The 23,990-nt window shown below is 51.2% G+C and carries 21 protein-coding genes and 1 pseudogene; 17 read left to right on the top strand and 5 right to left on the bottom strand.

The window, feature by feature from the left end; all coding sequences use genetic code 11:
- Positions 1-3: 3 nt before the first annotated feature.
- Positions 4-216 (top strand): CLC_0170 family protein, encoded by a 213-nt coding sequence (locus AC1DF0_RS15980; RefSeq protein WP_477574591.1) that lies wholly within the window; start codon positions 4-6, stop codon positions 214-216.
- A 90-nt stretch (positions 217-306) separates the two neighbouring features.
- Positions 307-861 (top strand): pyridoxamine 5'-phosphate oxidase family protein, encoded by a 555-nt coding sequence (locus AC1DF0_RS15975; RefSeq protein ID WP_477574590.1) that lies wholly within the window; start codon positions 307-309, stop codon positions 859-861.
- Positions 862-921: 60 nt separating this feature from the next.
- Here the strand turns inward: AC1DF0_RS15975 and AC1DF0_RS15970 are convergent, their stop codons facing one another.
- The 3 genes and pseudogenes from AC1DF0_RS15970 to AC1DF0_RS15960 form a co-directional block, all read right to left on the bottom strand.
- Positions 922-1,365: a collagen-like protein gene (locus AC1DF0_RS15970; RefSeq protein WP_477574589.1), complete on the bottom strand. Its 444-nt coding sequence runs from the start codon at positions 1,363-1,365 to the stop codon at positions 922-924.
- A 632-nt stretch (positions 1,366-1,997) separates the two neighbouring features.
- Positions 1,998-2,629 (bottom strand): annotated as a pseudogene (locus AC1DF0_RS15965) (transcriptional regulator).
- A gap of 439 nt (positions 2,630-3,068) precedes the next feature.
- Positions 3,069-3,959 carry a helix-turn-helix transcriptional regulator gene (locus AC1DF0_RS15960; RefSeq protein WP_477574588.1) on the bottom strand — a complete coding sequence of 297 codons (891 nt, stop codon included), beginning with the start codon at positions 3,957-3,959 and terminating at the stop codon, positions 3,069-3,071.
- A gap of 121 nt (positions 3,960-4,080) precedes the next feature.
- Between AC1DF0_RS15960 and AC1DF0_RS15955 the strand changes: the two genes are divergently transcribed.
- The 4 genes from AC1DF0_RS15955 to AC1DF0_RS15940 all read left to right on the top strand — a co-directional run bounded on the left by AC1DF0_RS15955 (position 4,081) and on the right by AC1DF0_RS15940 (position 9,640).
- Positions 4,081-4,968: a sugar phosphate isomerase/epimerase family protein gene (locus tag AC1DF0_RS15955; protein WP_477574587.1), complete on the top strand. Its 888-nt coding sequence runs from the start codon at positions 4,081-4,083 to the stop codon at positions 4,966-4,968.
- A 42-nt stretch (positions 4,969-5,010) separates the two neighbouring features.
- Positions 5,011-6,075, top strand: coding sequence for a Gfo/Idh/MocA family protein (locus tag AC1DF0_RS15950; RefSeq protein ID WP_477574586.1), 1,065 nt, complete (start codon positions 5,011-5,013; stop codon positions 6,073-6,075).
- Positions 6,076-6,248: 173 nt separating this feature from the next.
- Complete coding sequence (locus tag AC1DF0_RS15945) at positions 6,249-8,207, top strand: S-layer homology domain-containing protein (RefSeq protein ID WP_477574585.1); 1,959 nt, start codon at positions 6,249-6,251, stop codon at positions 8,205-8,207.
- Positions 8,208-8,377: 170 nt separating this feature from the next.
- Positions 8,378-9,640 carry a LamG-like jellyroll fold domain-containing protein gene (locus AC1DF0_RS15940; RefSeq protein ID WP_477574584.1) on the top strand — a complete coding sequence of 421 codons (1,263 nt, stop codon included), beginning with the start codon at positions 8,378-8,380 and terminating at the stop codon, positions 9,638-9,640.
- 59 nt (positions 9,641-9,699) lie between these two features.
- On the opposite strand, the gene AC1DF0_RS15935 is transcribed toward AC1DF0_RS15940, so the two are convergent.
- On the bottom strand, positions 9,700-10,527 hold the full coding sequence (locus AC1DF0_RS15935) for an aldo/keto reductase (protein WP_477574583.1): 828 nt from the start codon (positions 10,525-10,527) through the stop codon (positions 9,700-9,702).
- A 45-nt stretch (positions 10,528-10,572) separates the two neighbouring features.
- A complete protein-coding gene (locus tag AC1DF0_RS15930) occupies positions 10,573-11,739 on the bottom strand; it encodes an iron-containing alcohol dehydrogenase (RefSeq protein ID WP_477574582.1) in 1,167 nt (388 codons plus the stop codon).
- A 201-nt stretch (positions 11,740-11,940) separates the two neighbouring features.
- On the opposite strand from AC1DF0_RS15930, the gene AC1DF0_RS15925 reads away from it, so the two are divergent.
- The 11 genes from AC1DF0_RS15925 (at position 11,941) to AC1DF0_RS15875 (ending at position 23,978) form a co-directional block, all read left to right on the top strand.
- On the top strand, positions 11,941-12,852 hold the full coding sequence (locus AC1DF0_RS15925) for an ArsR/SmtB family transcription factor (RefSeq protein ID WP_477574581.1): 912 nt from the start codon (positions 11,941-11,943) through the stop codon (positions 12,850-12,852).
- A 133-nt stretch (positions 12,853-12,985) separates the two neighbouring features.
- On the top strand, positions 12,986-13,429 hold the full coding sequence (locus AC1DF0_RS15920) for a MarR family winged helix-turn-helix transcriptional regulator (RefSeq protein ID WP_442050595.1): 444 nt from the start codon (positions 12,986-12,988) through the stop codon (positions 13,427-13,429).
- 126 nt (positions 13,430-13,555) lie between these two features.
- Positions 13,556-14,509, top strand: coding sequence for a ring-cleaving dioxygenase (locus AC1DF0_RS15915; RefSeq protein WP_477574580.1), 954 nt, complete (start codon positions 13,556-13,558; stop codon positions 14,507-14,509).
- A gap of 296 nt (positions 14,510-14,805) precedes the next feature.
- A complete protein-coding gene (locus tag AC1DF0_RS15910; protein ID WP_477574579.1) occupies positions 14,806-16,875 on the top strand; it encodes a bifunctional aldolase/short-chain dehydrogenase in 2,070 nt (689 codons plus the stop codon).
- A 94-nt stretch (positions 16,876-16,969) separates the two neighbouring features.
- Positions 16,970-17,344, top strand: a complete 375-nt coding sequence (locus AC1DF0_RS15905; protein WP_442050592.1) for a sensory rhodopsin transducer — start codon at positions 16,970-16,972, stop codon at positions 17,342-17,344.
- A gap of 33 nt (positions 17,345-17,377) precedes the next feature.
- Complete coding sequence (gene rhaI, locus AC1DF0_RS15900; protein WP_442050591.1) at positions 17,378-18,598, top strand: L-rhamnose isomerase; 1,221 nt, start codon at positions 17,378-17,380, stop codon at positions 18,596-18,598.
- Positions 18,595-20,064 (top strand): rhamnulokinase, encoded by a 1,470-nt coding sequence (locus tag AC1DF0_RS15895; protein WP_442050590.1) that lies wholly within the window; start codon positions 18,595-18,597, stop codon positions 20,062-20,064. The genes rhaI and AC1DF0_RS15895 overlap by 4 nt, the downstream gene beginning before the upstream one ends.
- 47 nt (positions 20,065-20,111) lie before the next feature.
- The gene (locus AC1DF0_RS15890; protein ID WP_475821341.1) at positions 20,112-20,870 is read left to right on the top strand and encodes a DeoR family transcriptional regulator; all 759 of its coding nucleotides are present in this window, start codon (positions 20,112-20,114) and stop codon (positions 20,868-20,870) included.
- 120 nt (positions 20,871-20,990) lie between these two features.
- The gene (locus AC1DF0_RS15885) at positions 20,991-21,719 is read left to right on the top strand and encodes a (Fe-S)-binding protein (RefSeq protein ID WP_477574578.1); all 729 of its coding nucleotides are present in this window, start codon (positions 20,991-20,993) and stop codon (positions 21,717-21,719) included.
- Positions 21,716-23,248, top strand: coding sequence for a LutB/LldF family L-lactate oxidation iron-sulfur protein (locus AC1DF0_RS15880; protein WP_477574577.1), 1,533 nt, complete (start codon positions 21,716-21,718; stop codon positions 23,246-23,248). Before AC1DF0_RS15885 ends, AC1DF0_RS15880 begins: the two co-directional genes overlap by 4 nt.
- Positions 23,241-23,978 carry a LutC/YkgG family protein gene (locus AC1DF0_RS15875; protein ID WP_477574576.1) on the top strand — a complete coding sequence of 246 codons (738 nt, stop codon included), beginning with the start codon at positions 23,241-23,243 and terminating at the stop codon, positions 23,976-23,978. Before AC1DF0_RS15880 ends, AC1DF0_RS15875 begins: the two co-directional genes overlap by 8 nt.
- Positions 23,979-23,990 lie beyond the last annotated feature (12 nt).

Genomic DNA, 23,990 nt, shown 5'->3' with positions numbered 1-23,990 from the left:
CGTATGGCGACGATGATAGGCAGCGGATATACGACGAGTTATCTCATTTACGCGATATTTTTAACTCTGGCCTGCGGCGTTCTTATTTTGCAGGTCGACGTTAAAGGTTTTAAGAAAAACAACATGCACAAGGAGGGGAAGGTCTCGAACGTGTTCGGGTGGCTGCTGATCGTTCTGGGAGTAACCTTGTATGTTGTGGATTTGTTCCTGAAATAAGTATTTCACGTCGCCGGATTTTGTAGTAGCATTTAGATAACCTTGATCTTCCAAGGATTGGACGACGTGATGGAAGGAGCAGATATCGGTATGGGAAAACAATTCGATTCCATGCTGCCGCAGCATGAAGGGTTTATCGCCAAGCAGCATATTTTTTTCGTAGGCTCGGCCCCTTTATCGGAGGAGGGGAATGTTAATCTTTCTCCTAAAGGACATGATGCTTTACGCGTGTTATCGCCCAATCGGGTTGCCTATTTGGACATGACGGGAAGCGGCAATGAAACGAGCGCTCATATTATGGAGAACGGAAGAGTTACCATTATGTTCTGTGCGTTCGAGGGGGCACCGCTGATTTTGCGCTTATACGGAAAAGGCACGGTTATATTGCCGGGAACGGAGCAGTGGGAGCAGCTATATCCGTTGTTTAATCCGCTTCCGGGCGCGAGGCAGATCGTGACGATCGATATCCATAAGGTTCAGACGTCTTGCGGCTTCGCCGTACCGTTCATGGAATATACGAGTGACCGGGATACGCTGAAGCGCTGGGCGGAGCAGAAAGGGACTGAAGGGATAGAAGATTATTGGCAGGAGAAAAACATGCGGAGCATCGATGGGCTGCCGACGCATTTGGCGCTTCGCGATTGAATGAATAAGGGCAATGCAGAGGACGTCAGCCGTCAGCCTGCATTGCCCTTTTTTATGAACTTAGAAGCATGTGAACGACTCTACGAGATTCAGGTCGTAACCTGCATACATCCAGAAAAATCCGTTCCATCTAAAGCCGGCAACCGAATTGCGGCCTACGAAGACCGGGAAATACCAGAACTGATTGCCGTTTCTGAGCCATATATACGTATTGCGGAACAAGCATCTGCGAATGGCTCCCGGATCAACGGCGAATGCAGTAGCCTGCGGCCGAGGCGGAACGAATTGGGGCGGCGGCGCAGTAGGTGCCTGCGATCCCGACGGACCTGGAGGACCCGGAGGACCTGGAGGACCTGGCGGAGGCGATGGAGGACCGAATGGCGGAGGCGGCGGCCCCGGCGGTCCGAACGGCGGCAGTCCGCCGCCTTGCGAACCCGGCGGTCCGAATGGCGGCAGTCCGCCGCCTTGCGAACCCGGTGGTCCGAATGGAGGAAATATTGACATGTTGATTCACTCCTTATTAGTAGGCGCATTCCATTGTTCTTCATGAGCAAGACAATCGTCTATGCATAAAGCTGGTGTATTGTATGCAAATTGCCTTTATGGAGTGATTCTTTCGTATAGAAGTCGTGCTCATGGTGTCATTGCCGATTGTTACGGACCGAGTGGACTCTAAATGGTGGAAAGTAGGCAAGTTGTACGAGCTACGGACACAGCTGCCCCTAACGGAGAGATTGAGCCTCCGTTTTGTTTATTTTTGATTAGTTAGAGTCAACTCGGTCCGCAACTTCACGTTTTCCCTCCAATATGGCGTAATACGTGCATCTGAGTCCGTAACGGAAGTGGGAGTGTAGGTGTAGGTGTAGGTGTAGGTGTAGGTGTAGGTGTGTTGGAGGTAACTAGGCTTGGTTTTAACACATTTTCTTTACGTTACTGACTGTTGAGGACCGAGTGGACTCTAAATGGTGGAAAGTAGGCAAATTGTACGAGTTACGGACACAGCTGTCCCTAACGGAGGAGTTGAGCCTCCGTTTTGTTTGCTTTTGATTAGTTAGAGTTATCTCAGTCCGCAACTTCATGCTTTCCCTCCAATATGGCCTAATACGTGCATCTGAGTCCGTAACGGAAGTGGATAGTTACATTTTTATCATAAAAGTTTTTAAGCGTCGCTGGCCGTTGGCGATAATAATGAGCTGCAGCTCCACCAAGGAGTTCAATATACGTCTTGCATGACGAACCGTGACACGGAGGTGGGCGGTAAGTTCGGCGGGTGTGAATGGTCGCAGCAAACGTCTCGCGAATCGAAGTGTTTCAGCTTCTAACCAGTTAAGTTCCGAAGCGACATTAGTGGAAATAAACTTCCCGATAAAAGCTAGCACAAGTTGTTGGCATTGCTGCGGTTCATCCATTATCGATGGATAAGCGATTGAAAGAAATGTCCAACCATCGAGCGATAACAAGCTGTGCCTTCTGCATAAATCTTTGAACCGCCTGACATCAAGGTCTCTGGCATGCGAGCCATCCCTCCCTTTGCACCTCCCGGCATATAAGCGAGATCGAGATAACGATAGCCGCTGCCGAAGTCGCGAACTTCCCACTCAGGAAACAAATGATCGAGGTTGCCCACCGCTGGAAGCCAAACATATCGCAGAAACTCTACCGTACCGTGTCCGAGCCCTTTACACAACAATTCTTTCCTTCGAGGATTGCTTTCTGCTTCAATATTTGCTTGCAACCATTGATCGTATTTCAACTGAAATCTAGTCATACTTATCACACTCCTCTAGCTTGTATAAAATGAAACACGCCGCTATGATGCAAGCACTCCCATAAGGGGGCTCATATCGTAGCGGCGTGTTCTTCACGACCTATGGTGACAGTATATCTCTTACTTCTTAAATCAGCAAGAGTGTGTGTCAGTTGGTTGATTGGCAAAGGTTGAACTTGCGGACTGAAAAGACCTTAATTGGTGTTTTTAGGTTTATTTGTGTGCGTTGCGGACTCAGAAGCACTTAGCTATTAAGTTCTGTACCTAATTAATGCTCAAACGATAGGTTATTAAGTAAATAGAGTCAAGCGTGTCCGCAATGAACCCTAATAATACAAAATAGAGTGATAAGCGGCATCTGTGTCCGTAACGAAATAAATACTTCTAATCTTAGGTTGACTGGAAGCTGTATTGACATAGTACTTGGGAATGCGACAAACTACTTCCGCCGCGTCTGCGAAGGGGTTGTTCCTTTGTACTGCTTGTACAGCTTTGTAAAATAGTTCGGGTTGTCGCAGCCGACCTTGCCCGCTATCTCGGTGACGGATAGATCGGTGTCGCGCAGCAGGCGCTCCGCTTCATTCATGCGGCTGACGTTGACGTACTCGATGAAGGTGCGGCCTGTTAGTTTCTTGAACAGCTTGCAGAAGTGATACGGATTCAAGTTGACCTTAGCTGCTGCCTGCTCGACCGACAGCTTGGATTCGAAGTTTGTCTCGATGACACGAATCAGTCCCTTGAACCGATCGCGGTTCGCCGAATAGGGCTCGTTCCCTTTTCCGGCAGTTTGCTGTGGGAGGAACATTCGCGAGAGCAGCGTGAACAAAGCATGCAGCTGCGACTTGGCGATCAGTTGGTAGGCTGGACGTTTTGCATTAATTTCATCGATTACCTGCTGCAGCATGGGATAGTAAGCCTGGAACTGTTCGTCGTGCTCGACAGGTTTAACCGGAAACTGGGATCGTCCTTCCAAATAAGGGGCTACGTATTGCGTATGCACAGGGTCATGCACCCAGTCGTTGAACAATGAAGCGTTGAACACAAGGCAATCAAATATGACCTCTTCGTAACGAAGCGCATAACCGACATGCAATCCTCCGCCTGGAATAATCAGCACATCTCCGGCATTTGCCACATACGGTCGGCTATCAATATGGAACAAAGCGCTGCCTTGGCGCATGACGATAATTTCGAAGTGTTCATGCCAGTGTAGATAGAGAATACAGTCATTAGGCTTCACGTCGCCGGATCGGTTGCGGAACAGCTGAACCGGGTGCGTTTTATGCTCGATATGCGTATTTTCCCATAGTTCCTTCGGATAGCTCATCATTTACCCTCCAACACAAGATCCGACTAGTAATGCACAAGATTATATAGAGTAATCGAAAAATGACAGCGCTATAATAAGGGTGTTCATTCAACTATAAGCCAATATTGGAGTGGTATTCAAGATGGTAAATAAATTGCGCATTGGAACCTTAGTAGGCGGCGGGGATGCGGTTAGAGTCATTCCGCAAATCGTAGGTCACGGCTTTGAATCGTTTAGCTTAACTTTCTGGCAATCAACGGGCCAGACGGATCTTGTAGAAACCGCGAAGCGGGTCAGAGAGCTTGCGGAGGAACATGATTTTGTTATATCGACGGTTGGCGTATTCGGCAATCCGCTGACGGGAACGAACGGCAACGAAGATACGCTTGCTAGCTGGGAGAGACTGATCGATCACGCGCATCTATTCGGGGCAGACATCGTATCCGGCTTCACAGGACGTTTGACGGGCGAGTCTATCGATGCCTCGATTCCTAAGTTCGAGCAAGTGTTCGGCGAGTTGTCGCGCAGAGCGGCTGACCGCGGCGTTCGAATCGCTTTCGAGAACTGCGATATGGGCGGCACGTGGGCGAGCGGCGATTGGAACATCGCACATAATCCGACGGCATGGGAAAAGATGTTTAACGCCGTGCCTGCAGACAACCTCGGATTGGAATGGGAGCCATGCCATCAAATGGTTAGCTTGATCGATCCGATTCCGCAGTTGCGCAAATGGGTAGATAAAGTGTTCCATGTGCATGGCAAAGATGCGACGATCGCATGGGATGTCGTAAAAGAACACGGTATCCACGGACCAAAACCATTCGTATGGCATCGCACGCCGGGTTTCGGCGATACGAACTGGGCGGATATTATTACGATCCTTCGCCAAGCGAACTACCAAGGTCAAATCAATATCGAGGGCTGGCATGATCCGGTATACAAAGATGAACTGGAAATGACAGGACAAGTGCATGCGCTGAATTATTTGAAACGTTGCCGCGGCGGTGATTTTGTACCGAACCCGGTTTAGATTCGAAAGGCAAACCAATTAAAGGAAGAGAGGTAACGGTAAATGACAGTATCTAATACAATTAAGCATCGAATCGTCGTAGCTGGCTGCGGAGGCATGGCGAATACTTGGGTTTCCTATGCAAAAGAACGCGAGGATGCCGAGATTGTCGGTCTCGTAGATATAAAGCAAGAATTCGCGCAAGCGATGGCGGATCGACATGGGCTTGCTTGTCCGACCTTCACAGATCTACATGAAGCGTTAACGGCTACGGAAGCGAATATGGTATTCGATGTAACGATTCCCGCAAGCCATTATGCGATTGCGACAACGGCTCTGAAGCACGGCTGCCATGTATTTGGCGAGAAGCCGCTAGCGGAGTCGATTTCCGAATGTAACGATATCGTTGTTCTTAGCGAATCAATGGGACGTACTCATGCCGTTATGCAAAACCGACGTTTCGATCCGCGCATCCGCGCTTTCCACGAGATCGTAACTGGCGGTGCGATCGGCAAGCCAGGTTTCGTCGGTGCCGACTTCTTTATCGGCGCACACTTCGGCGGCTTCCGCGATGCGATGGAAAGTCCGCTGCTGCTGGACATGGCAATCCATACGTTCGACCAAGCGCGTTATATTATCGGCGCGAATCCGGTGTCCGTTTATTGCCATGAGTTCAACCCGGCCGGTTCTTGGTATGAKGGCAACGCGAACGCTATTTGTATTTTTGAAATGTCGGATGGCTCGGTATTCAATTACCGCGGCTCGTGGTGCGCGGAAGGCGCGCAAACGTCATGGGAAGCTTCGTGGCGAGTAACCGGCGAGCGAGGTACTGCGATTTGGGACGGACATGGCGAACCGTATGCGGAAGTTGTAGCGGCAGGCGACCAAACGGGTAAATTCATTCGCGATTTTGAGCGGGTGACGGTTGCATTGCCGGAGATGAACCATACATTCCATCAGGGCTGCCTTGACGATATGTTCGCATCCCTTGAGGAGAACCGCAAGGCGGAGACGGATTGCAGCGACAATATTTACAGTATGGCCATGGTTCTAGCTTCATTAGAGAGCGCTAAGACAGGTGCAAGAGTGAACATTGCTGATTTCATGAATCGTCCTTCCAATTATTAAAGGTAAGTGTAAGAACAGGGGGTAAACACGGGATTTCATTCTGTGTTTACTCTTTTTTTATTGGATAAAACTCTTGAAAATTAACTTTAGTTAATCGTATTAACTCGGTTGTTCCTGCTATAATCCATATGAAAATTCGTGACTCAATAGATTATGGAACGAAGGTGGCAACTATGATGAAACGCATGGGGAGAAAAATAAGGCAACGATCGATAAAGCTGCTTATTATTGTATCGATGCTGGCCGTATACGGCTTTGGATTTACAGAGGGCAGGGCTAATGCGGAAGCTTCGCTGCTGAAGGATATATCCAACTCGTACTCGCAGAAAGAAATAGAGGCATTAGTTGAGGCTGGCATTCTGTCGGGTTATGGCGATGGGAGCTTCAAGCCTGAAAAAATGATAACAAGAGCCGAAATTGCCGCGGTGATTGCCAAGCTGCTCGATTTGCCGATGATGCCGAATAAAGCGGCCGTATTTGCAGACGTAGAACCTTCCGCTTGGTACAGCGGCTATATAGGCGCTCTTGTGAGTGCAGGAATTACAAGCGGAACCGCATCCGATCGTTATGATCCTCGGACATTTATCACAAGGGAGGAACTGGCTGTCATAGTGATTCGGGCTCTAGGTCTTGGCGAAACGGCTCTGAAAATGGATTTGCAAAACGTATTCACCGATTCGGAGCTTGTATCGAATTGGGCAAAACCATACCTTTCTCTCGCGTTCCGGATCGGACTCATTCGCGGAATCGAAGATGCGAACGGAAACGTTATGATCCAACCAAAGCATAAGGCAGAGCGGCAAGCGGCGGCCAGGCTTGCTTACGAGTTAATGAAGAATAAAGAGTTCTATTGGAATGAGGCTCAGCGATTAGTGCTGCCGTCGACAAGTCCGAGCCCAGTACCGTCGGCTGTTTCTTCCGCTACACCGACAAGCGTACCAACGTCGACAAACGCGCCGACTTCACCTCCAACGGTGTCGCCGACACCGACACCGACACCGACAGCAACACCAACACCAACACCAACACCGACGGCAACGCCAATTCCAACGCCTGAACCGCCGATCGGTTTGAACGCAGTCGGCGGAGATACCGTTGTTACATTGAACTGGGAAGCTTCGGTGAATGCGGCGTCTTATACGGTTTACCAATCTACCGTATCAGGTACAACATTCACGGAAGCTGCAAGCAATCTTACGGCAACTAACGCTGCCATAACGGGATTAACAAATGGAACGCCGTATTACTTTATTGTTAAGGCGGTCAACGAGAGCGGTGAAAGCGAAGCTTCAGCCGAAGTTTCCGCGACACCACAAGTCGCAGCGCCAGCCGCTCCCGTATTAAATGGAGCAGTATCCGGAGACATGCAAGTCACTCTCTCTTGGACTTCAGTTCCTAAGGCAACGAGCTACATTATTTATAAGTCGACGACGCAAGGCACGGACTATGTTGAGGCAACCAGCGGAATAACGGATACATCTGCGACGATTACGGGACTCGKAAACGGAACAACCTATTATTTTGTTGTTAGAGCCGTTAATGCCGGGGGGGGAAGTTCGGTTTCCAATGAAAGGGCAGCCACGCCTGTTATGCCGCCTCCAACTGCGCCGACCAACATACGGGTGACGAACGGGTATCAACAAACGACTGTGCAGTGGAATGCATCGACCAGAGCAGCAAGCTATAACGTGTATATGGGGACCGTTTCCGGAGGCGAATACGATCTTATTGCTTCGAATGTAATAGGGTTAACATACACCGTAACCGGCTTGACGACTGGCGTTCAGTATTTCGTTGTCATAAAGGCGGTTAACGCTTCGGGAGAGAGCGCAGCCTCTTCCGAAGCGAGCGCTGCGTCGTATCTCCAGACGCCATACGGCTTCTCCCATTATAATTACTCCAGCGATATTATGTTATATTGGACAAAGCCTGCAAATGCAACAAGAGTAAAAATATTTTGGGCCACATCGAGCGATGGTGTATACACTGAATATTACCCGCAGTTTACGTTAACTAGTAGTGTTTCTTTCAGGCCGGTAACGAGCGGAACGACTTATTATTTTAGGTATAAAGCGGTTTATCCCGACGGGGAGAGCGACTTCTCCTCTACTTATAACGTTACTTTTAACTAAATCTTATACGAATGCCGTGGACGCACTTGTCCGCGGCATTGTTCGTTCAACTAACAGTTGAATGAAGTCACCGCTTCACTCTACTACTATTCGATACCAACTAATGGAAGTATGCATTACAATCAAATCAAGCACTAAAGTTGACATTTGATCGAGGCGGGGGAATGGGCGTGGATTACTCAAAAAATATTAGCGAGCGGATTAGCAAGCTTCGCAAGCAAAATGGCATGACGCAGGAGCAATTGGCGCAGCGGATGGGGGTTACGTATCAAGCGGTCAGCAAATGGGAGAACGGGTTATCCTGCCCTGATGTCTCGTTGCTGCCGCAGCTCTCAGACGCATTCAAGGTCTCGCTTGATGAGTTGTTCGGCCGCAGCTTCCGGAATGCGGATCTGCGCAAAGGGCTGATCGCGGAGTATTTGTTCCAAGGATATGCAAAGGACAGCAGTGGTCAAGGTCGGCACGCCATCGTGAAAGGAGCGACATTGTGCGAGGATCGGTTCGGAAGGCCGAATAACGCGTATGCGTTCGATGGCAAGGATGATTATATCGTTGCCCAGCCGGCGCCTCTTTTGAATGAAGAGGGATTCTCGCTGTCGGTATGGTGCAGCTTTGGATCAACCACAAAGTTCGAAGGCTGGCATAGCGCGATCGTGTCGCAGGATGGCCATCATGCACGCCGGGTATTCCAGCTTAGCACGCTTGATGCGAGCATTACTTTTCACCGCTTCATGTCCTATCCCGAGCCGTATGCGGAAGGTCCGATTCATTGCAACTTCTGGTATCATCTAGCTATAACGTATGACGGCAGCCATTTCAGATTATATCGCAACGGACAACTTGTCAGCGAAGAGCAGGGCAGGCTGAAGCCGGATGGCGAAGAGGCGTTATACATCGGAAGAAAATCGACCGATGAGCCGTATTTCTTTTTCCAAGGCAAGATCGACGACTTAAGGATGTACGACAGGCCGCTGACACCTGACGAAGTGAATGAGCTATTGTTGGAGAACGGCTGGGAACCGGCAGAGACGCCGGAGCTGCTGGATGATGAGCTGCAGGAGCAGAGAGTACTCGAGTACTTGGAAGACATACAGATGATCGTTCAGCGGAATCGTATTCATGAGGCGGCTGAGTGGTATATCAACAACCTTGGATTCAAGAAACATGCAGGCGGTCCTGATGAGAACTTCTATATATTAAGCTTATACAAAGGGCCTGATCTGATTATGTCGGCAGGTGAGGAGGTTGAGGATTATGCGTGGCAAGTATCGCCGGTATTCTACCGAACCAAAATGGATTTGGAAAAGCTGAAACAACGCCTTGAGTCTGCTGGCGCTGAGACAGGTGCGGTGCGTGATGAAGGCTTTGCGTATTTCCTCGACCTGAAGGACCCGTTCGGCAATGCTTTGATACTTTCCAAGCACAAGCGATAATAATAGAAGAAGAGCRGCTGCGCTTCCCTGGCGGCCGCTCTTCTTTTGTTCAATTGCGTTTAGAAGTTAAAGTTGTCCGGATCAGGGCCGAAGCGTTGATTGCGGTTCAATTCGTTAATTAGGGCCATATCGTCAGCCGACAGCTCGAAGTCGAAGATAGCCGCGTTCTCTTGCATGCGCACCGGGTTCGTCGATTTCGGGATCGTAACGACTTTGTTCTGAAGATCCCAGCGAAGCACGATTTGAGCTGCCGATTTGCCATGTTTTGCGCCGAGGTCGGCTAGCACGCTTTGATCAAGATTGCCTTGCATAAGCGGGCTCCAAGCTTCAAGCTGTATGCCTTTGCTCTCACAGTAGGCGCGAAGCTCGGTTTGGCTAAGCAGCGGATGGTATTCGACTTGATTGACCATCGGCGTTATGGAGCCTGAAGCTTCGATGTCTTTCAAATGATGAATTTGGAAGTTGCTGACGCCGATTGCGCGAACCGCACCGTCGTTGTACAGCTTCTCAAGCGCGCGCCATGTTTCTGTATATTTGCCTTTAACCGGCCAGTGGATCAGAAGCAGGTCGATGACTTCAAGCCCCAGCTTGCGACGGCTTTCCTCGAAAGCGGCTAACGTCGTGTCATACCCTTGATTAGCATTCCAAATCTTCGTCGTTACAAAAATCTCGTCGCGTGCAATGTCGCTGTTGCGGATCGCGGCGCCAACACCTTCTTCATTATTATAGGCAGCTGCGGTATCGATACTTCTGTATCCAAGCTCGAGTGCCGAGGCGACTGTTCTTTCTGCTTCGCCGTCATCCTTAACTTTCCAAACGCCTAAACCGAGCCATGGCATTGTCACACCGTTGCTAAGTGTTGTTGATTGTGTAAATGGTTGCGTCATTTGTGTTTCCTCCCGTACTTGGAATAATGAAAAGGTTAGGTCTAATTAAAGCGACAAGGCCAGAATGGCGCGCACATCGTCTTTGCCAAGCGACTTAAATGAACCAATATTGCCGTATTGTACGGCTTCCTCTGCCATGCGGTCGAGATTTTCTTCGCCGATACCAAAGTCAGCAAGTCTTGACTCCGCGCCGATCTGCGTAAAGAAATCGCGAGTCGCCTGAATACCCGCAAGCGCGATTTCATCGTCGGTCATTCCTTCGCCCGTAATGCCCCAAATGCGCTGAGCGTATTGTACGAAACKGTCGACACGCTGCTTATACACGTACTTCATCCAGTTAGGGAAAATAACCGCAAGCCCTGCGCCATGCGGAATGTCATAGATCGCGCTCACTTCATGCTCGATGCCGTGCGACGCCCAGTCATTCGCCATGCCGACGCTGATCTGCCCGCCGTTAAGCGCCATCGTGCCGCACCACATTAAGTTCGCGCGAGCGGCTGCATCATCGGGTTTCTCAATAGCGATCTGGACATTCTCGATAACCGTCTGCAAAATCGATTCGCAGAAGCGCTCTTGGAGAGGCGTGTTCGGCGTTAAGCTGAAGTATTGCTCGAATACATGCGACATAATATCAACCGATCCATATACGGTATGATTACGCGGCACGGTATACGTCAGCGTAGGATCAAGGATGGAAAACTTCGGATATGTATGCGGGCTCACGAACGATTGCTTCTGCTTTTCTTCCCAATTGGTCACGACCGTACCGCCGTTCATCTCTGATCCGGTTGCGGAGAGTGTTAGAATCGTACCTAGCGGAAGAGCTTGCTGCACGACGGCTTTGCGCGTGTAGAAGTCCCAAACGTCGCCTTCGTAAAGCGTGCCTGCCGCAATTGCTTTAGCTGCATCAATGACGCTGCCGCCGCCTACGGCAAGAATGAAATCAACGCCGTGCTCGCGGCAGATGGAGATACCTTTGTTCACCGTTGTAAGTCGCGGGTTCGGCTCGATATTCGGCAGTTCGTGTACCGTAATGCCTGCTTCGGCCAAGCTCCCTAACGTCCGGTCAAGCAAGCCCGTCTTCTTAACGCTGCCAGATCCATACACAAGCAGTACCGTCTTGCCGTAGCGAGCCGTAAGTTCGCCTACACGGTCCGCCGTGCCTTCACCGAAAACGATGTGCGTCGGATTATAAAATTGGAATGCGTTCATGGTTTACCTCCAATAGTCAAATAGATAACTTTAAAAGCAACTAATTATCGTGAAAGTTATGTTTACGCCGTTTATTTTAGTATAGCGCGTGAAACAATGTCAAGTGAGCCGAAAGAAGCTATTGATACGTTAACTTTAAAGTTATATAATGAGAGCCGAATACTGCTCGAGCAGCTTAACGTAAAAAGGGGATCAGCGGCTATGGAAATCGAAGTAAGCAGCCGAAATATGAAGTTTCTTGAATGTTTCTCATCGCATACGCGAGTAAAAATGATCGAGCTGCTTGGCGTGCAGCCCATGAATATTAAGAGCTTGTCGGAGGCGCTAGACATAAAGTCTCCTATCGTAACGAGACATATTCATATGCTGGAGGAAGCAGGGATCGTTGGCTGCGAGACGGCGGCGGGCAAGCGGGGGATGCAGAAGATTTGTTATTTGCAGCTATCGCATGCGATGCTGCTTTTCCCGGGAGCGCCAGCCCAGCTTCAGCCCGTTCAGAGCAACCGTTATTTTGTTTCGCTTCCGGTTGGCCATTACTCTTCCTATCAGATCAAGCCAACCTGCGGACTAGCCTCCGATACGTCCATGATTGGAATGTGCGACGACCCGCGTTATTTTGCAGATCCGGAGCATGTGCAGGCGAAAGTGATCTGGTTCGGCTCGGGGTTTGTTGAATATCGCATACCTAATTATATGGTTAATACGGAAACGCCCGAATCGCTGGAAATCGCGATGGAAATTTGCTCGGAGACTCCGTGCACGGTCAACCACCTGCCGTCGGATATATATTTTACGATTAACGGAATTGGAATTGGAACGTGGACGTATCCGGGCGACTTCGGTAATTCGAGAGGGCTGTACACACCGGAATGGTGGCATAAGAACATTCAGCATGGGCTCATGAAAACGATTCGCATTAATAAGCAAGGGTCGTTCATCGACGGGGTTCAGGTATCGAACGTAACGATCGAGCAACTTGCGCTTGCTTATGATAAGGAAATCTTGTTCCGCATCTCCTGCAGCGAAACGGCCAAAAACTGCGGCGGCGTCACGCTGTTCGGCAAAGGCTTCGGCAATTACAATCAAGACATTGAAGTTACGCTCCGCTGCTAAGGGGGCGTTTTTTCTATTTTAAAATAGGCTTGGAAAAACATATCGATTGAGACTGTTGACAAATACATTAAATTAAAGTATCTTTAAATCAAGATAAATGAAATTGAGAAATTAAATGAATGAGGTGAGTAAGATGAGCACAACAAAAAACGAATCTCTTGACCTCTACATTGCTCTTTCAAGAGCGAGCGAGTGGGTGAACGCACATGCCGATCGTGATATTAGAAGCCACGGATTGAACCGGACGGAGTTCGGCGTTCTGGAGCTGCTGTATCATAAAGGCGCTCAGCCCATTCAGCAGATCGGCACCAAAGTATTAATGAGCAGCGGCAACATCACCTATGTGGTTGATAAGCTCGAGAAGAAGCAGTTCGTGAAACGCAACCCCTCGCCGAGGGATCGCCGGCTCATTCTTGCGGAAATAACGGATGCGGGCAGAACGTTCATGGAAGAGGTTTTTCCTCAGCATACGAAGGTGATCGAGCAAGCGGTAGCCGGTTTGACGGAGGAAGAGAAGAAAGCTGCGGGTCAATTATTGAAGAAGCTTGGGAAGTACGCGCAGGATGGCTTCAAGTAGTCGTTGCTCGTAAGCGAAAGCGATGGCTGCTTTTCTCTCATAGCAATATCTTAATTTTAAGACATCGAAAATATAGGCATGAACAAGTTAATTATAATTTTATATAAACCAAGGAGATGGATGACAATGACAAACCAACAAACAGCAGGTATTCACCATGTAACAGCTTTCGTACGCAGCGCGCAAGAAACGGTAGATTTTTATGCGGGTATTCTCGGACTTCGTCTGGTCAAAAAAACGATCAACTTCGATGCGCCGGAAGTGTACCATCTGTACTTCGGCAATGAATCAGGCGGACCGGGCACGATCATTACGTTCTTCCCATCCGAAAACTCGCGCAAAGGACGTGTCGGAGGCGGCCAAGTCGGATTCACGACTTATGCGGTGCCTGTAGGCAGCTTATCCTTTTGGTCGGACCGTCTATCGCAATTCAGCGTACCGTTCGAGACAACGCAGCGCTTCGGCGAAACGTACCTCAGATTCGAAGACCGCGACGGTCTGAAAATCGAAATCGTAGAGCGCGCGGAAGGCGCGAAAAGCACTTGGGCTTTCGGCGGCGTGTCGGTAGATAACGCGATCAAAGGCTTCGGCGGTGCCGTCCTATTCAGTACGGCTCCTGACAAAACCGCACAACTGCTGGAGCAAGTGATGGGGCTTGAGAAAATCGGGCAAGAGGGCGCATATGCACGGTTCAAATCATATGGCGATATCGGCAACATTATTGATGTGAACGTGACTCCGATGGATTACGGCGCCGGCGGCGCAGGTACGGTCCACCATATCGCATGGCGCGCGAAAGACGACGCCGAGCATGCGGCTTGGAGAAGCCACGTTGAAGCAAGCGGCTACCGTCCAACACCGATCGTCGACCGTCAATACTTCAATGCGATCTACTTCCGCGAAGAAGGCGGCATCTTGTTCGAGATTGCAACGGATCCTCCAGGCTTCGCTCGTGACGAAGCGCCAGAGGTTTTGGGCGAAAAAATTATGCTTCCTGAATGGTTCGAGGAGCACCGCGAGCTTATCGAGCAAAACCTGCCTCCAATTCAAGTAAGGGTGTTGGAAGCTGATCAACAATAATAATTAGTGGTTGGGCCCTCGTCATAGACGAGGGCTTTTTTTTCTTTTTTCTTTATACAGGTATTTCTTGTCTCTCACTATTGAACATAGCACCATACGTTGGCGCGGTGAGGTAGCGGCTGGCTGAGATTGTAAGTAAGAAGTAGCTTAGGTAATATGCTGTCGGATCCAGTGGGTGACGATGGAAACAAAGAAAAAGAGGTTTCTGTTTTTGTTTGAAATAGGTGTATTCAAAAACAAACAAATATGATATTATCAAAACAAACAAAAACAAAACATTATTCGGAGGTATATCCATGGTACAAAGTTTGTGGGATTCAGCAGAAGCTTCGAAGTTTGAAAGCGGACTTGATCAACTCGTTTATCGCTCCAACATTATCGGCGCGGATCGCCGCGTATGCAATTATGGCGGCGGCAATACGTCGACGAAAACAATCGTTAAGGACTTCCGCGGACGCGAAGTAGAAGTCATGTACGTGAAGGGCAGCGGCTCTGACCTTGCAACGATGAAAGCGGGCAATTTCACAGGTCTTCGCATGGACGATATTCGTCCGTTGTTCGAGCGCTCCGAAATGCCGGATGAGGAAATGGTCGCTTATCTCGTTAATTGCATGATCGATTCTAAACATCCACGCGCTTCGATCGAGACTTTGCTGCACGCATTCCTGCCTTTCAAACATGTCGATCATACGCATCCGGATTCGATTATCAGCCTATGCTGCGCGGATAACGGCAAGGAGCTTGCTAAGGAAATTTTCGGCGACCGTTTTGTATGGGTTCCTTATGTTCGTCCAGGCTTCAACCTGTCGAAAATGATCGCGGAAGGCGTCCTTGCCAACCCGAACGCCGAGCTCGTGCTTATGGAGAAGCATGGTCTTGTTACTTGGGGCGAAACGTCGGAAGAGTGTTATGCACAGACGATCAAGATCATCTCCGAAGCGGAAGCATTCATTGAAGCACGCGTAAATGAAGCGAAGTTGTTCGGCGGCGCGAAGCATGAAGTGCTAGCAGCCGAAGTTCGCCGCAGCGTTGCAGCTAGTGTAATGCCAACGATTCGCGGTGCGGTAAGCGACGCTAAGAAAATGATCCTGTCGTACGACGACGAAGCGGACGTGCTGGCATTCGTTAGCGGCGAAGCTTCGCCGAAGCTGTCCCAAGTAGGCGCAGCTTGCCCGGATCACCTTGTTCATACGAAGGTTGTTCCGCTCTTCATCGACTGGACGCCTAACGCGGACGATATCGAAGGACTGAAAGCGAAGCTGATCGAAGGCATCGCTTCCTATAAAGAGCAATACCAAGCTTACTTCGAACGGAACAAAAACGAAGGCGACGTCATGTTCGAAGCAGCGCCGCGCGTTATTCTCATTCCAGGTATCGGGATGATCAACACAGGCAAGAGCTGGGCCATGTCCAAAGTCAGCGGTGCTCTTTACCACCGTGCGATTGCGGTTATGCGCGGAGCAACTGCACTTGGGGACTTCGTATCGCTTAGCGAGAACGAGTCTTACAACGTGGAGTACTGGCCGCTTGAGCTTTATAAGCTGTCGCTTGCTCCGGCAGAAGCCGAATTCTCCCGCAAGGTTGCTTTCATTACTGGCGGTGCTGGCGGCATCGGCAGCGAGACAGCTCGCCGTCTCGTATCTGAAGGCGCCCATGTGGTGCTTGCCGACCTTAACCTTGAAGGAGCTCAGAAGGTTGCTGACGAGATTAACGCCAAGTATGGTGAGAACCGTGCGATTGCGGTTAAAATGGATGTAACGAGCGAGGAGCAGGTTACTGCGGCTTACGCGGAAACGGCGATTGCTTACGGCGGCGTTGACATTATCGTCAATAATGCAGGGCTTGCAACTTCCAGTCCGTTCGACGAAACGTCGCTTAAGGAATGGAATTTGAATATGAACGTGCTTGGCACGGGCTACTTCCTTGTTGCCCGCGAAGCGTTCAAGCTAATGAAACAGCAGGCAATCGGCGGCAACATGGTATTCATCGGTTCGAAAAACTCGGTTTATGCAGGCAAAAACGCTTCGGCGTACAGCGCGGCCAAAGCGCTTGAAGCGCATCTTGCGCGCTGCATCGCAGCGGAAGGCGGCGAGTTCGGCATTCGCGTCAACACGATTCTGCCGGATGCGATCCTGCAAGGCTCGGCGATCTGGAACGGAAGCTGGCGCAATGAGCGGGCTGCCGCTTACGGCATCGAGCCTGATCAGTTGGAAGAATACTACCGCAAGCGCACGACATTGCTTGTGAATATCTACCCGCGTGATATTGCGGAAGGCATCGCGTTCTTCGCTTCATCCAAAGCGGACAAAACGACGGGCTGCATGCTGACAATCGACGGCGGCGTACCTGCAGCGTTCACGCGTTAATCCAATAGGGAAAGCATAAACAGGGCAGCAGAGAAGAGCGTCGCCTTCGGCGGCGGCGCTTGCTGTTTGCTGCTTCAAGGAGGGCACTTTAACCATGTATCAAGCGCGTGGAGAGAAGCATTGGTTCATACCTGACGGATTCATACCGCCGGACAGCACGGGTGCGCTTACGAGCCACGAATCGGTGTGCGTCCTGAATTGCTCCTCGGAAGAGGCGCTTATCCGGTTTACGATATTTTTCGAAGACCGCGAACCTATTGAAGACATCCTGGTCGTCGTGCCAGGCAGACGTACGAAGCATATTCGTACGAGCTCATTAGTGAAGAACGATGAGGGTATCCCMGTTGGCGTTCCATACGCGATCGAGGTTCTAAGCGATATTCCAATCATTGTCCAATACAGCAGACTCGATTCGACGCAAGCGGAGAACACGCTTATGTCGACGATTGCTTATCCTTTGAAGTCATAAATCACTATATTTTATATTGAAAGGGTGTTCACCATGTCCGATCGTGCATATGCACTATTTGCAGAGCAACAGCAAGCTAGAGGAATTAACCTGGAGGACGTAAAGTCCAAATTGAAAGCGCTCAAAATCGAGACGCCATCTTGGGGGTACGGAGATTCGGGTACGCGGTTCAAAAACTTCCAAAAAGTCGGCGTTCCCCGCAATCCGTTCGAGAAGTTCGACGACGCCGCACAGGTTCATAAACTGACAGGTCTTGCTCCATCGGTTGCCATCCATATTCCTTGGGATAAGGTTGATGATTACAGCAAGCTGAGAAGCCATGCGGAGAGCCTCGGCCTTAAAATTGGTGCCATCAATCCGAACTTGTTCCAAGAAGACGACTACATGCTTGGCAGCGTAACGAATGCCGACCCGGCTATCCGTCGCAAAGCAACGAACCACTTGCTCGAATGCGTTGATATTGCGAAAGAAACGGGCTCGCGCGATATTAGCCTATGGTTCGCTGACGGCACGAACTACCCAGGCCAAGGCGACATTCGCAAGCGCAAAGGCTGGATGTACGAAGCGCTTGCCGAAATGTACGGCGCAATGACGCCAGAGATGCGCATGCTGATCGAATACAAATGCTTCGAGCCTGCATTCTACCATACCGATCTTGCGGATTGGGGCATGGCGTACAACATGGCGCTTAAGCTTGGACCTCAAGCGGAAGTACTCGTCGATACGGGCCACCATCTGCCTGGCGCGAACATTGAACATATCGTGGCTTACTTGCTGGACGAGAAACGTCTTGGCGGTTTCCACTTCAACAGCCGCAAATACGCGGACGATGATCTGATCGTCGGCACGGTCAATCCATACGAGCTGTTCTTGATCTTCTATCAAATCTTGAATGCAGCAGGCGACGATGATGCGGCTATTCGCAGCAACGTAGAGAATATCGCGTACATGATCGACCAGTCGCATAACATCGAGCAGAAGATCCCGGCTATGCTGCGTTCCGTGCTCAATGTTCAGACGAACTTCGCCAAAGCGCTGCTTATTAACCATGAAGAAGTGGCTGCTGCTGCTAACAGCAACGATGTGCTCGGCGCGGAAGATGCCGTTCGCAAAGCGTTCGAATTCGACGTTACGCCGCTGCTTCACGCGATTCGCGAAGAGCAAGGCTTGCCGCTTGATCCGATGAAGGCTTATCTTGCCAGCAGCTACGGCAAAGACATTCTTGCTAGAGGCAAGGGCGGTGCGAGCTGGTGACCATACTCGCATTCGATCTTGGCGCGAGCAGCGGCAGAGCGCTGCTCGGCCGCTTGCAGGATGGCAAGATCGAGGTCGAAGAGCTGCACCGGTTCAGCAATGATCCGGTGCAGGTAGGCGACCGGCTGCAGTGGGATATTTTGCGCCTGCTGCATGAGTTGAAACAAAGCTTGCTGCTTGTGAAGCATCGCGGCATTAAGCTGGACAGCATTGCGATCGATTCATGGGCGGTCGACTTCGGACTGATCGGCGAGAACGGCGAGCTGCTTGGCAATCCGTATCACTATCGCGATTCGCATACGAACGGCGTGATGGAGAAGGTTCGCGAGGAGCTAAGCGATTCGGAGATATTCGGACGTACAGGCATTCAGTTTTTGCCTTTTAATACGATTTATCAGCTTGCCGCGCTTAAGCAAGCTCATTCGCCGTTATTGCGGGAAGCGAAACATTTCTTGATGATCCCGGATCTGCTCCGTTATTTCCTGACTGGCGAAATGTACAATGAGTTCTCCAATGCGACGACGACGCAGTTGTACAACCCGTTAACTGGAGGCTGGGATGAGACGCTTATTCGTGCCATTGGATTGTCGCCGGATCTGTTTGGTGAGGTTGTACAGCCTGGAACAGGCGTTGGCATGCTGCGCCCATCCTTGTGCGAGGAGCTCGGCATTGATCCGGTTCCGGTTATTGCGGTCGCTGAGCACGACACGGGTTCGGCTGTTGCAGCCGTTCCGGCGTTCGATCGCTCATTCGCTTACTTAAGCTGCGGAACATGGTCGCTCATGGGTACGGAAGTGGGAGAGCCGGTCATTAACGAGCTGTCGGAGCAACTGAACTTCACGAACGAAGGCGGTGCGTATGGCACGTATCGTTTGTTGAAGAACATTATGGGCCTATGGATTTTGCAGGAATGCAGAAGAGCGTGGGAACGTGCAGGAAAATCGTTCTCCTTCCCCGAATTAGTTAAGTTGGCCGGCGAAGCAGAACCGTTCGCGGCTTTCGTTGATCCTGACGATCCCGTATTTATGCCTCCTGGCGATATGCCTGCACGCGTCGTTGAATACTGCAAGCGTACGGGGCAGCAAGCACCTGAGAGCGTAGGCGCGATTACGCGCTGCGTGCTGGAGAGCTTGGCGCTGAAATATCGCTTTGTGTTGGAGCTGACGGAGAAGCTGTCGGGCAATCGATTCGGCGGGCTGCATATGGTTGGCGGCGGCATTCAGAATCAATTGCTTTGCCAATGGACCGCTAACGCGATCGGCAAGCCGGTATGGGCCGGTCCGGTCGAAGGCAGCGCCATCGGCAACATGATCGTACAGTGGATTGCCGGCGGCAAGCTGACCGATATTTGGGAAGCGCGCAAGGTAATTCGCGATTCGTTCCCTGTGGACGAATACGAGCCGGAGCAGTCGGAAGCTTGGGAACGGGCTTATGAAGCTTTTGTTGTGAAGACAGGGGTCGCTTAAACAACTGTTTGGGCTGCCATCAAATATAGGTTAGAAAGAGGTACGGTATGCTGGTCGCGGAACGCTACGATAAAATTGTACAGCTAGTGAATGAAAGAGGAAGCATTCGAGTGACGGAGCTAAGCGAGCTCTGTCAGGTGACGGAGGAAACGATCCGCCGCGACCTTGATCGTTTGGAGCAAGCCGGCAGGCTCCGCCGTTCTCATGGCGGTGCGGTAAGCGTGAAGGATCAGCAGCCGGAGATACCTTTTTTTGAACGAGAGATTACGCATGCCGATGAGAAGCGGCTAATTGCCGAGGCAGCGGTGAAGCTAATCCAGCCGAAGGATCGCATATTGCTAGATGCGAGCTCGACAGCTTGGTACATGGCTGCCAGCATGCCGGATATTCCGCTCACGGTATTGACGAATTCGATCAAGGTAGCGATGGAGCTGAGCGGCAAGGAGAAGATCGAGGTCATTTCGACGGGCGGAATTCTTGCCTCCCGCTCGCTCTCTTATGTGGGACCGTTAGCCGAGCGCTCGCTTGATGCATACCATGTGGATAAGGCATTTATTTCGTGCAAGGGCGTCCATCTGGAGCGCGGCGTCAGCGAATCGAATGAGCTGCAGGCTCGGATCAAGCAGAAGATGGTCGGCATGGCCGATCAGGTCATTTTGCTTGCCGACTCTAGCAAGTTCGGCGTCATCGCCTTCACGAACGTCGCCGAGCTTGGCGATATTGACACCATCGTTACCGATAAGCGGTTGTCAGGCGAGCTGCTCAGTCAGCTCGAAGAACGGCAGATCGCTGTAACGATTGTGTAGCAGCGTAGAGTCACGCCGCAACTATTCCATTTGCCGTCTACGGACGGCTCATTTTTATATTCAACATGTCTGACAACCTGATATAATGACATTATTAGATGTGAAGAGAGGGGTGCCGGAATGAAGGTTTCCTTATTTATTACTTGCTTAAGCGATGCGATTTATCCGCGCGTTGGGGAAGCGATGGTGCGGCTGCTTGCGAAGTACGGCGTATCGCTGCAGTTTCCGACCGTACAGACCTGCTGCGGGCAGCCGGCTTTCAACAGCGGCTATTGGAAGGAAGCGAGAGAATCAGCGAAGACGATTTTGGATGCTTTTGAGGATAGCGACTTCGTTATTTCGCCATCAGGCTCGTGCACAGGCATGATTCATMATTATCCGAAGCTGTTCGAGAATGATCCTGTGATGCTGAAGCGTGCGAAGTCCTTGGAGAGCAAGTCCTATGAATTCACGCAGTTTCTCGTGCAGGTGCTTGGGGTTACGGACGTAGGTGCCGCTTTCCCGCATAAAGTTACGTATCATCCGTCGTGTCACGGCAGCCGGATACTCGGCGTGAAGGATGAGCCGATGGCGCTTATGAAACAAGTGAAGGGCCTTGAGCTTGTGCCGCTTCCATTCGCGGAAGATTGCTGCGGATTCGGCGGAACGTTCGCGGTTAAGATGGCGGACATTTCCGGTGCGATGGTTACGGAGAAGGCTGATCACGTACTTGAGACGGAAGCAGAGGTGCTTGTCGGCCTCGACATGGCATGCCTTATGAACATTGCTGGCAACTTGAGATATCGAAACGAGCCGGTGCGGGTCATGCATCTCGCCGAGCTGCTGTACGAAGGGGTGAAGGAAGCATGAGCGGAGCACATCAAGCGGGGGCAACGGTAAAGGCAAGGGCGGAGCTGGCGCTGAATGACGAGTTTCTGCGCAAAGCGGTGAAGTTCACGACCGAACGACTGCGCAACGGGAAGAAAAAAGCGTCAGAGGAGCATGGCAACTGGGAAGAGTGGCGTGAGCGCGGCAAACAGATTCGGCTGCATACGATCGCGCATCTCGACTATTATTTGAACCTGTTCGTCAACAACGCCCGCGCGAACGGCGTTCATGTGCACTTTGCGAATACGACGGAGGAAGCGGTCAAGCTGACACTGGACATCGCCGAACATGCGAACGCAAAGTCGGTCGTGAAGTCCAAGTCGATGGTTACCGAGGAGCTGCATCTGAACCATGCGCTGGAATCGATCGGCGTCGAAGCGATTGAGACCGACCTTGGCGAATATATTATCCAATTGGCGGGCGAGATGCCGTCGCATATCGTTATTCCGGCGATTCATAAGAATAGATACCAAATTGCCGATCTTCTCTCCAAGGAAGCGGGGTACACGCTGCCGCCGGATACAACGGCGCTGGCGGGCTTCGTGCGCAAGAAGCTGCGCGAGAAGTTTCTCGAAGCAGACATCGGCATGACCGGCTGCAACTTCGCCATTGCCGAGACCGGCTCGATGGTTCTGTTCGAGAACGAAGGAAATGCCCGTATGGTAAGTACGGTTCCGAAGACACAGATTACGCTAATGGGCATGGAGCGTATTATTCCATCCTGGGAAGACCTTGAAGTGATGGCGACGCTGCTTCCTCGCTCGGCTACGGGACAGAAGCTGACGATGTACATGTCCGGCATTACGGGTCCGCGCCGCGAGGAAGATGCCGACGGTCCGGATGAAATGCACATAATTATCGTCGATAACGGACGCTCGCTGCAGCTCGGCGACCCTGAGTTCCAAGAGCTGCTGAACTGCATTCGCTGCGGCGCTTGCTTGAACGCTTGTCCCGTGTATCGCCATATCGGCGGGCACGCATACGGAAGCACGTACAGCGGGCCGATCGGTGCGGTCCTTACCCCGTCGCTCAACAAAAATATCGCGGAATGGGACGACATCGCGAACGCATCCAGCTTATGCGGCGCTTGCTATGAAGCCTGCCCTGTGAAGATTCCGCTGCATGATATGCTCGTCTACCTGCGGCGTCGCAAGGTCGAGAGCGGCAACGGCAGCAAGCTGGAGTCGATCGGGATGCAAGGATTTGCAACCGTAATGGGCAACTCGTCCCGCCTTGGCGGCGTATTGCGCTTAGGAAAGCTGGGGCAGAAGCTTGTCGTTCGCAGCGGCGTCATCAAGACGAAGCTTGGTCCGCTCAAAGGCTGGAATACCTATCGTGTGACGCCGAGCTTGCCGAAGGAATCGTTCCGCGACCGCTTCGATACGCTTGATCAGGAATTGAAGCAAGGTTTGAAGGCGATGGATCCAGCGATGCAGAGCCGTATGGAGAAACTGGTACAGCAGCGCAAGGACAACGAGAAGAACGGCGGAGGAGGACATGGTCATGGCTAATACGGATACATCGGCACATAAGGAATGGCTCGCCAAGCTGGAAGCGCAATCGAAGACGAAGCAGGAGCAATTCATGAACGGCATTTCGCAGCGGCTCGGACATCCCCGCATGACCGAGAAGCCTCAGCATCCGTTCCGCGGCGCGCCGGACTTCTGGAAGGCGTTCGAGTGGAGCGAAGAAGAGCGTATTAAGGCGTTCACGGACAACTTCGTTTCGGTTGGCGGACATGTGGCAAGGCTCGAGACAATGAATGACGCGAAACAGTTCATCGCTGACAAGGCGCAGGAGATGAGCGCGAAGTACGTCATTCGCCAGAACCAGCCGGAGCTGGATGCGCTGGATCTCGAAGGCGAGCTTGCGGATGCGAAGGTGTCGGTATGGAATTCCGATCCTGAACAATATTGGCGGGCACGGGCGGCAGAAGCCGACTTCGGCGTCGTTATCGCCGACCATGCCGTCGCGTATACGGGGTCCGTAACCGTATTGTCCGCGCCGAATAAAGGACGTTCCGTCAGCCTGCTGCCGACCGTGCTTGTCATTATTATTCCAATAGAGCGCTTGAAGACGAAGCTGGGCGAAGTGTTGAAGACCTTCGATGAGGCAGGGCGCGAGAAGCTTCCTGCCGGCATTCATTTCATTACCGGTCCTAGCCGATCGTCAGATATCGAGAATGATCTGACGATCGGTGTCCATGGTCCGGGAATCGTTTACGCGCTATTAGTCGGTTAAGAAACAGGAGGT

The organism is Paenibacillus sp. 05T425 (genome assembly GCF_056396205.1).
Note: the sequence above shows the minus strand (reverse complement) of the source record. Positions and strands in the feature narration are given on the sequence as shown.

Excerpts from the sequence above, each read along its gene's own strand:
- AC1DF0_RS15910 (WP_477574579.1), top strand. The coding sequence starts at position 14,806 with ATGGTACAAAGTTTGTGGGATTCAGCAGAAGCTTCGAAGTTTGAAAGC.
- AC1DF0_RS15925 (WP_477574581.1), top strand. The coding sequence starts at position 11,941 with ATGGAAATCGAAGTAAGCAGCCGAAATATGAAGTTTCTTGAATGTTTC.
- AC1DF0_RS15970 (WP_477574589.1), bottom strand. The coding sequence starts at position 1,365 with ATGTCAATATTTCCTCCATTCGGACCACCGGGTTCGCAAGGCGGCGGA.
- AC1DF0_RS15960 (WP_477574588.1), bottom strand. The coding sequence starts at position 3,959 with ATGATGAGCTATCCGAAGGAACTATGGGAAAATACGCATATCGAGCAT.
- AC1DF0_RS15915 (WP_477574580.1), top strand. The coding sequence starts at position 13,556 with ATGACAAACCAACAAACAGCAGGTATTCACCATGTAACAGCTTTCGTA.
- rhaI (WP_442050591.1), top strand. The coding sequence starts at position 17,378 with ATGTCCGATCGTGCATATGCACTATTTGCAGAGCAACAGCAAGCTAGA.
- AC1DF0_RS15955 (WP_477574587.1), top strand. The coding sequence starts at position 4,081 with ATGGTAAATAAATTGCGCATTGGAACCTTAGTAGGCGGCGGGGATGCG.
- AC1DF0_RS15875 (WP_477574576.1), top strand. The coding sequence starts at position 23,241 with ATGGCTAATACGGATACATCGGCACATAAGGAATGGCTCGCCAAGCTG.
- AC1DF0_RS15980 (WP_477574591.1), top strand. The coding sequence starts at position 4 with ATGGCGACGATGATAGGCAGCGGATATACGACGAGTTATCTCATTTAC.
- AC1DF0_RS15975 (WP_477574590.1), top strand. The coding sequence starts at position 307 with ATGGGAAAACAATTCGATTCCATGCTGCCGCAGCATGAAGGGTTTATC.
- AC1DF0_RS15890 (WP_475821341.1), top strand. The coding sequence starts at position 20,112 with ATGCTGGTCGCGGAACGCTACGATAAAATTGTACAGCTAGTGAATGAA.
- AC1DF0_RS15920 (WP_442050595.1), top strand. The coding sequence starts at position 12,986 with ATGAGCACAACAAAAAACGAATCTCTTGACCTCTACATTGCTCTTTCA.
- AC1DF0_RS15935 (WP_477574583.1), bottom strand. The coding sequence starts at position 10,527 with ATGACGCAACCATTTACACAATCAACAACACTTAGCAACGGTGTGACA.
- AC1DF0_RS15880 (WP_477574577.1), top strand. The coding sequence starts at position 21,716 with ATGAGCGGAGCACATCAAGCGGGGGCAACGGTAAAGGCAAGGGCGGAG.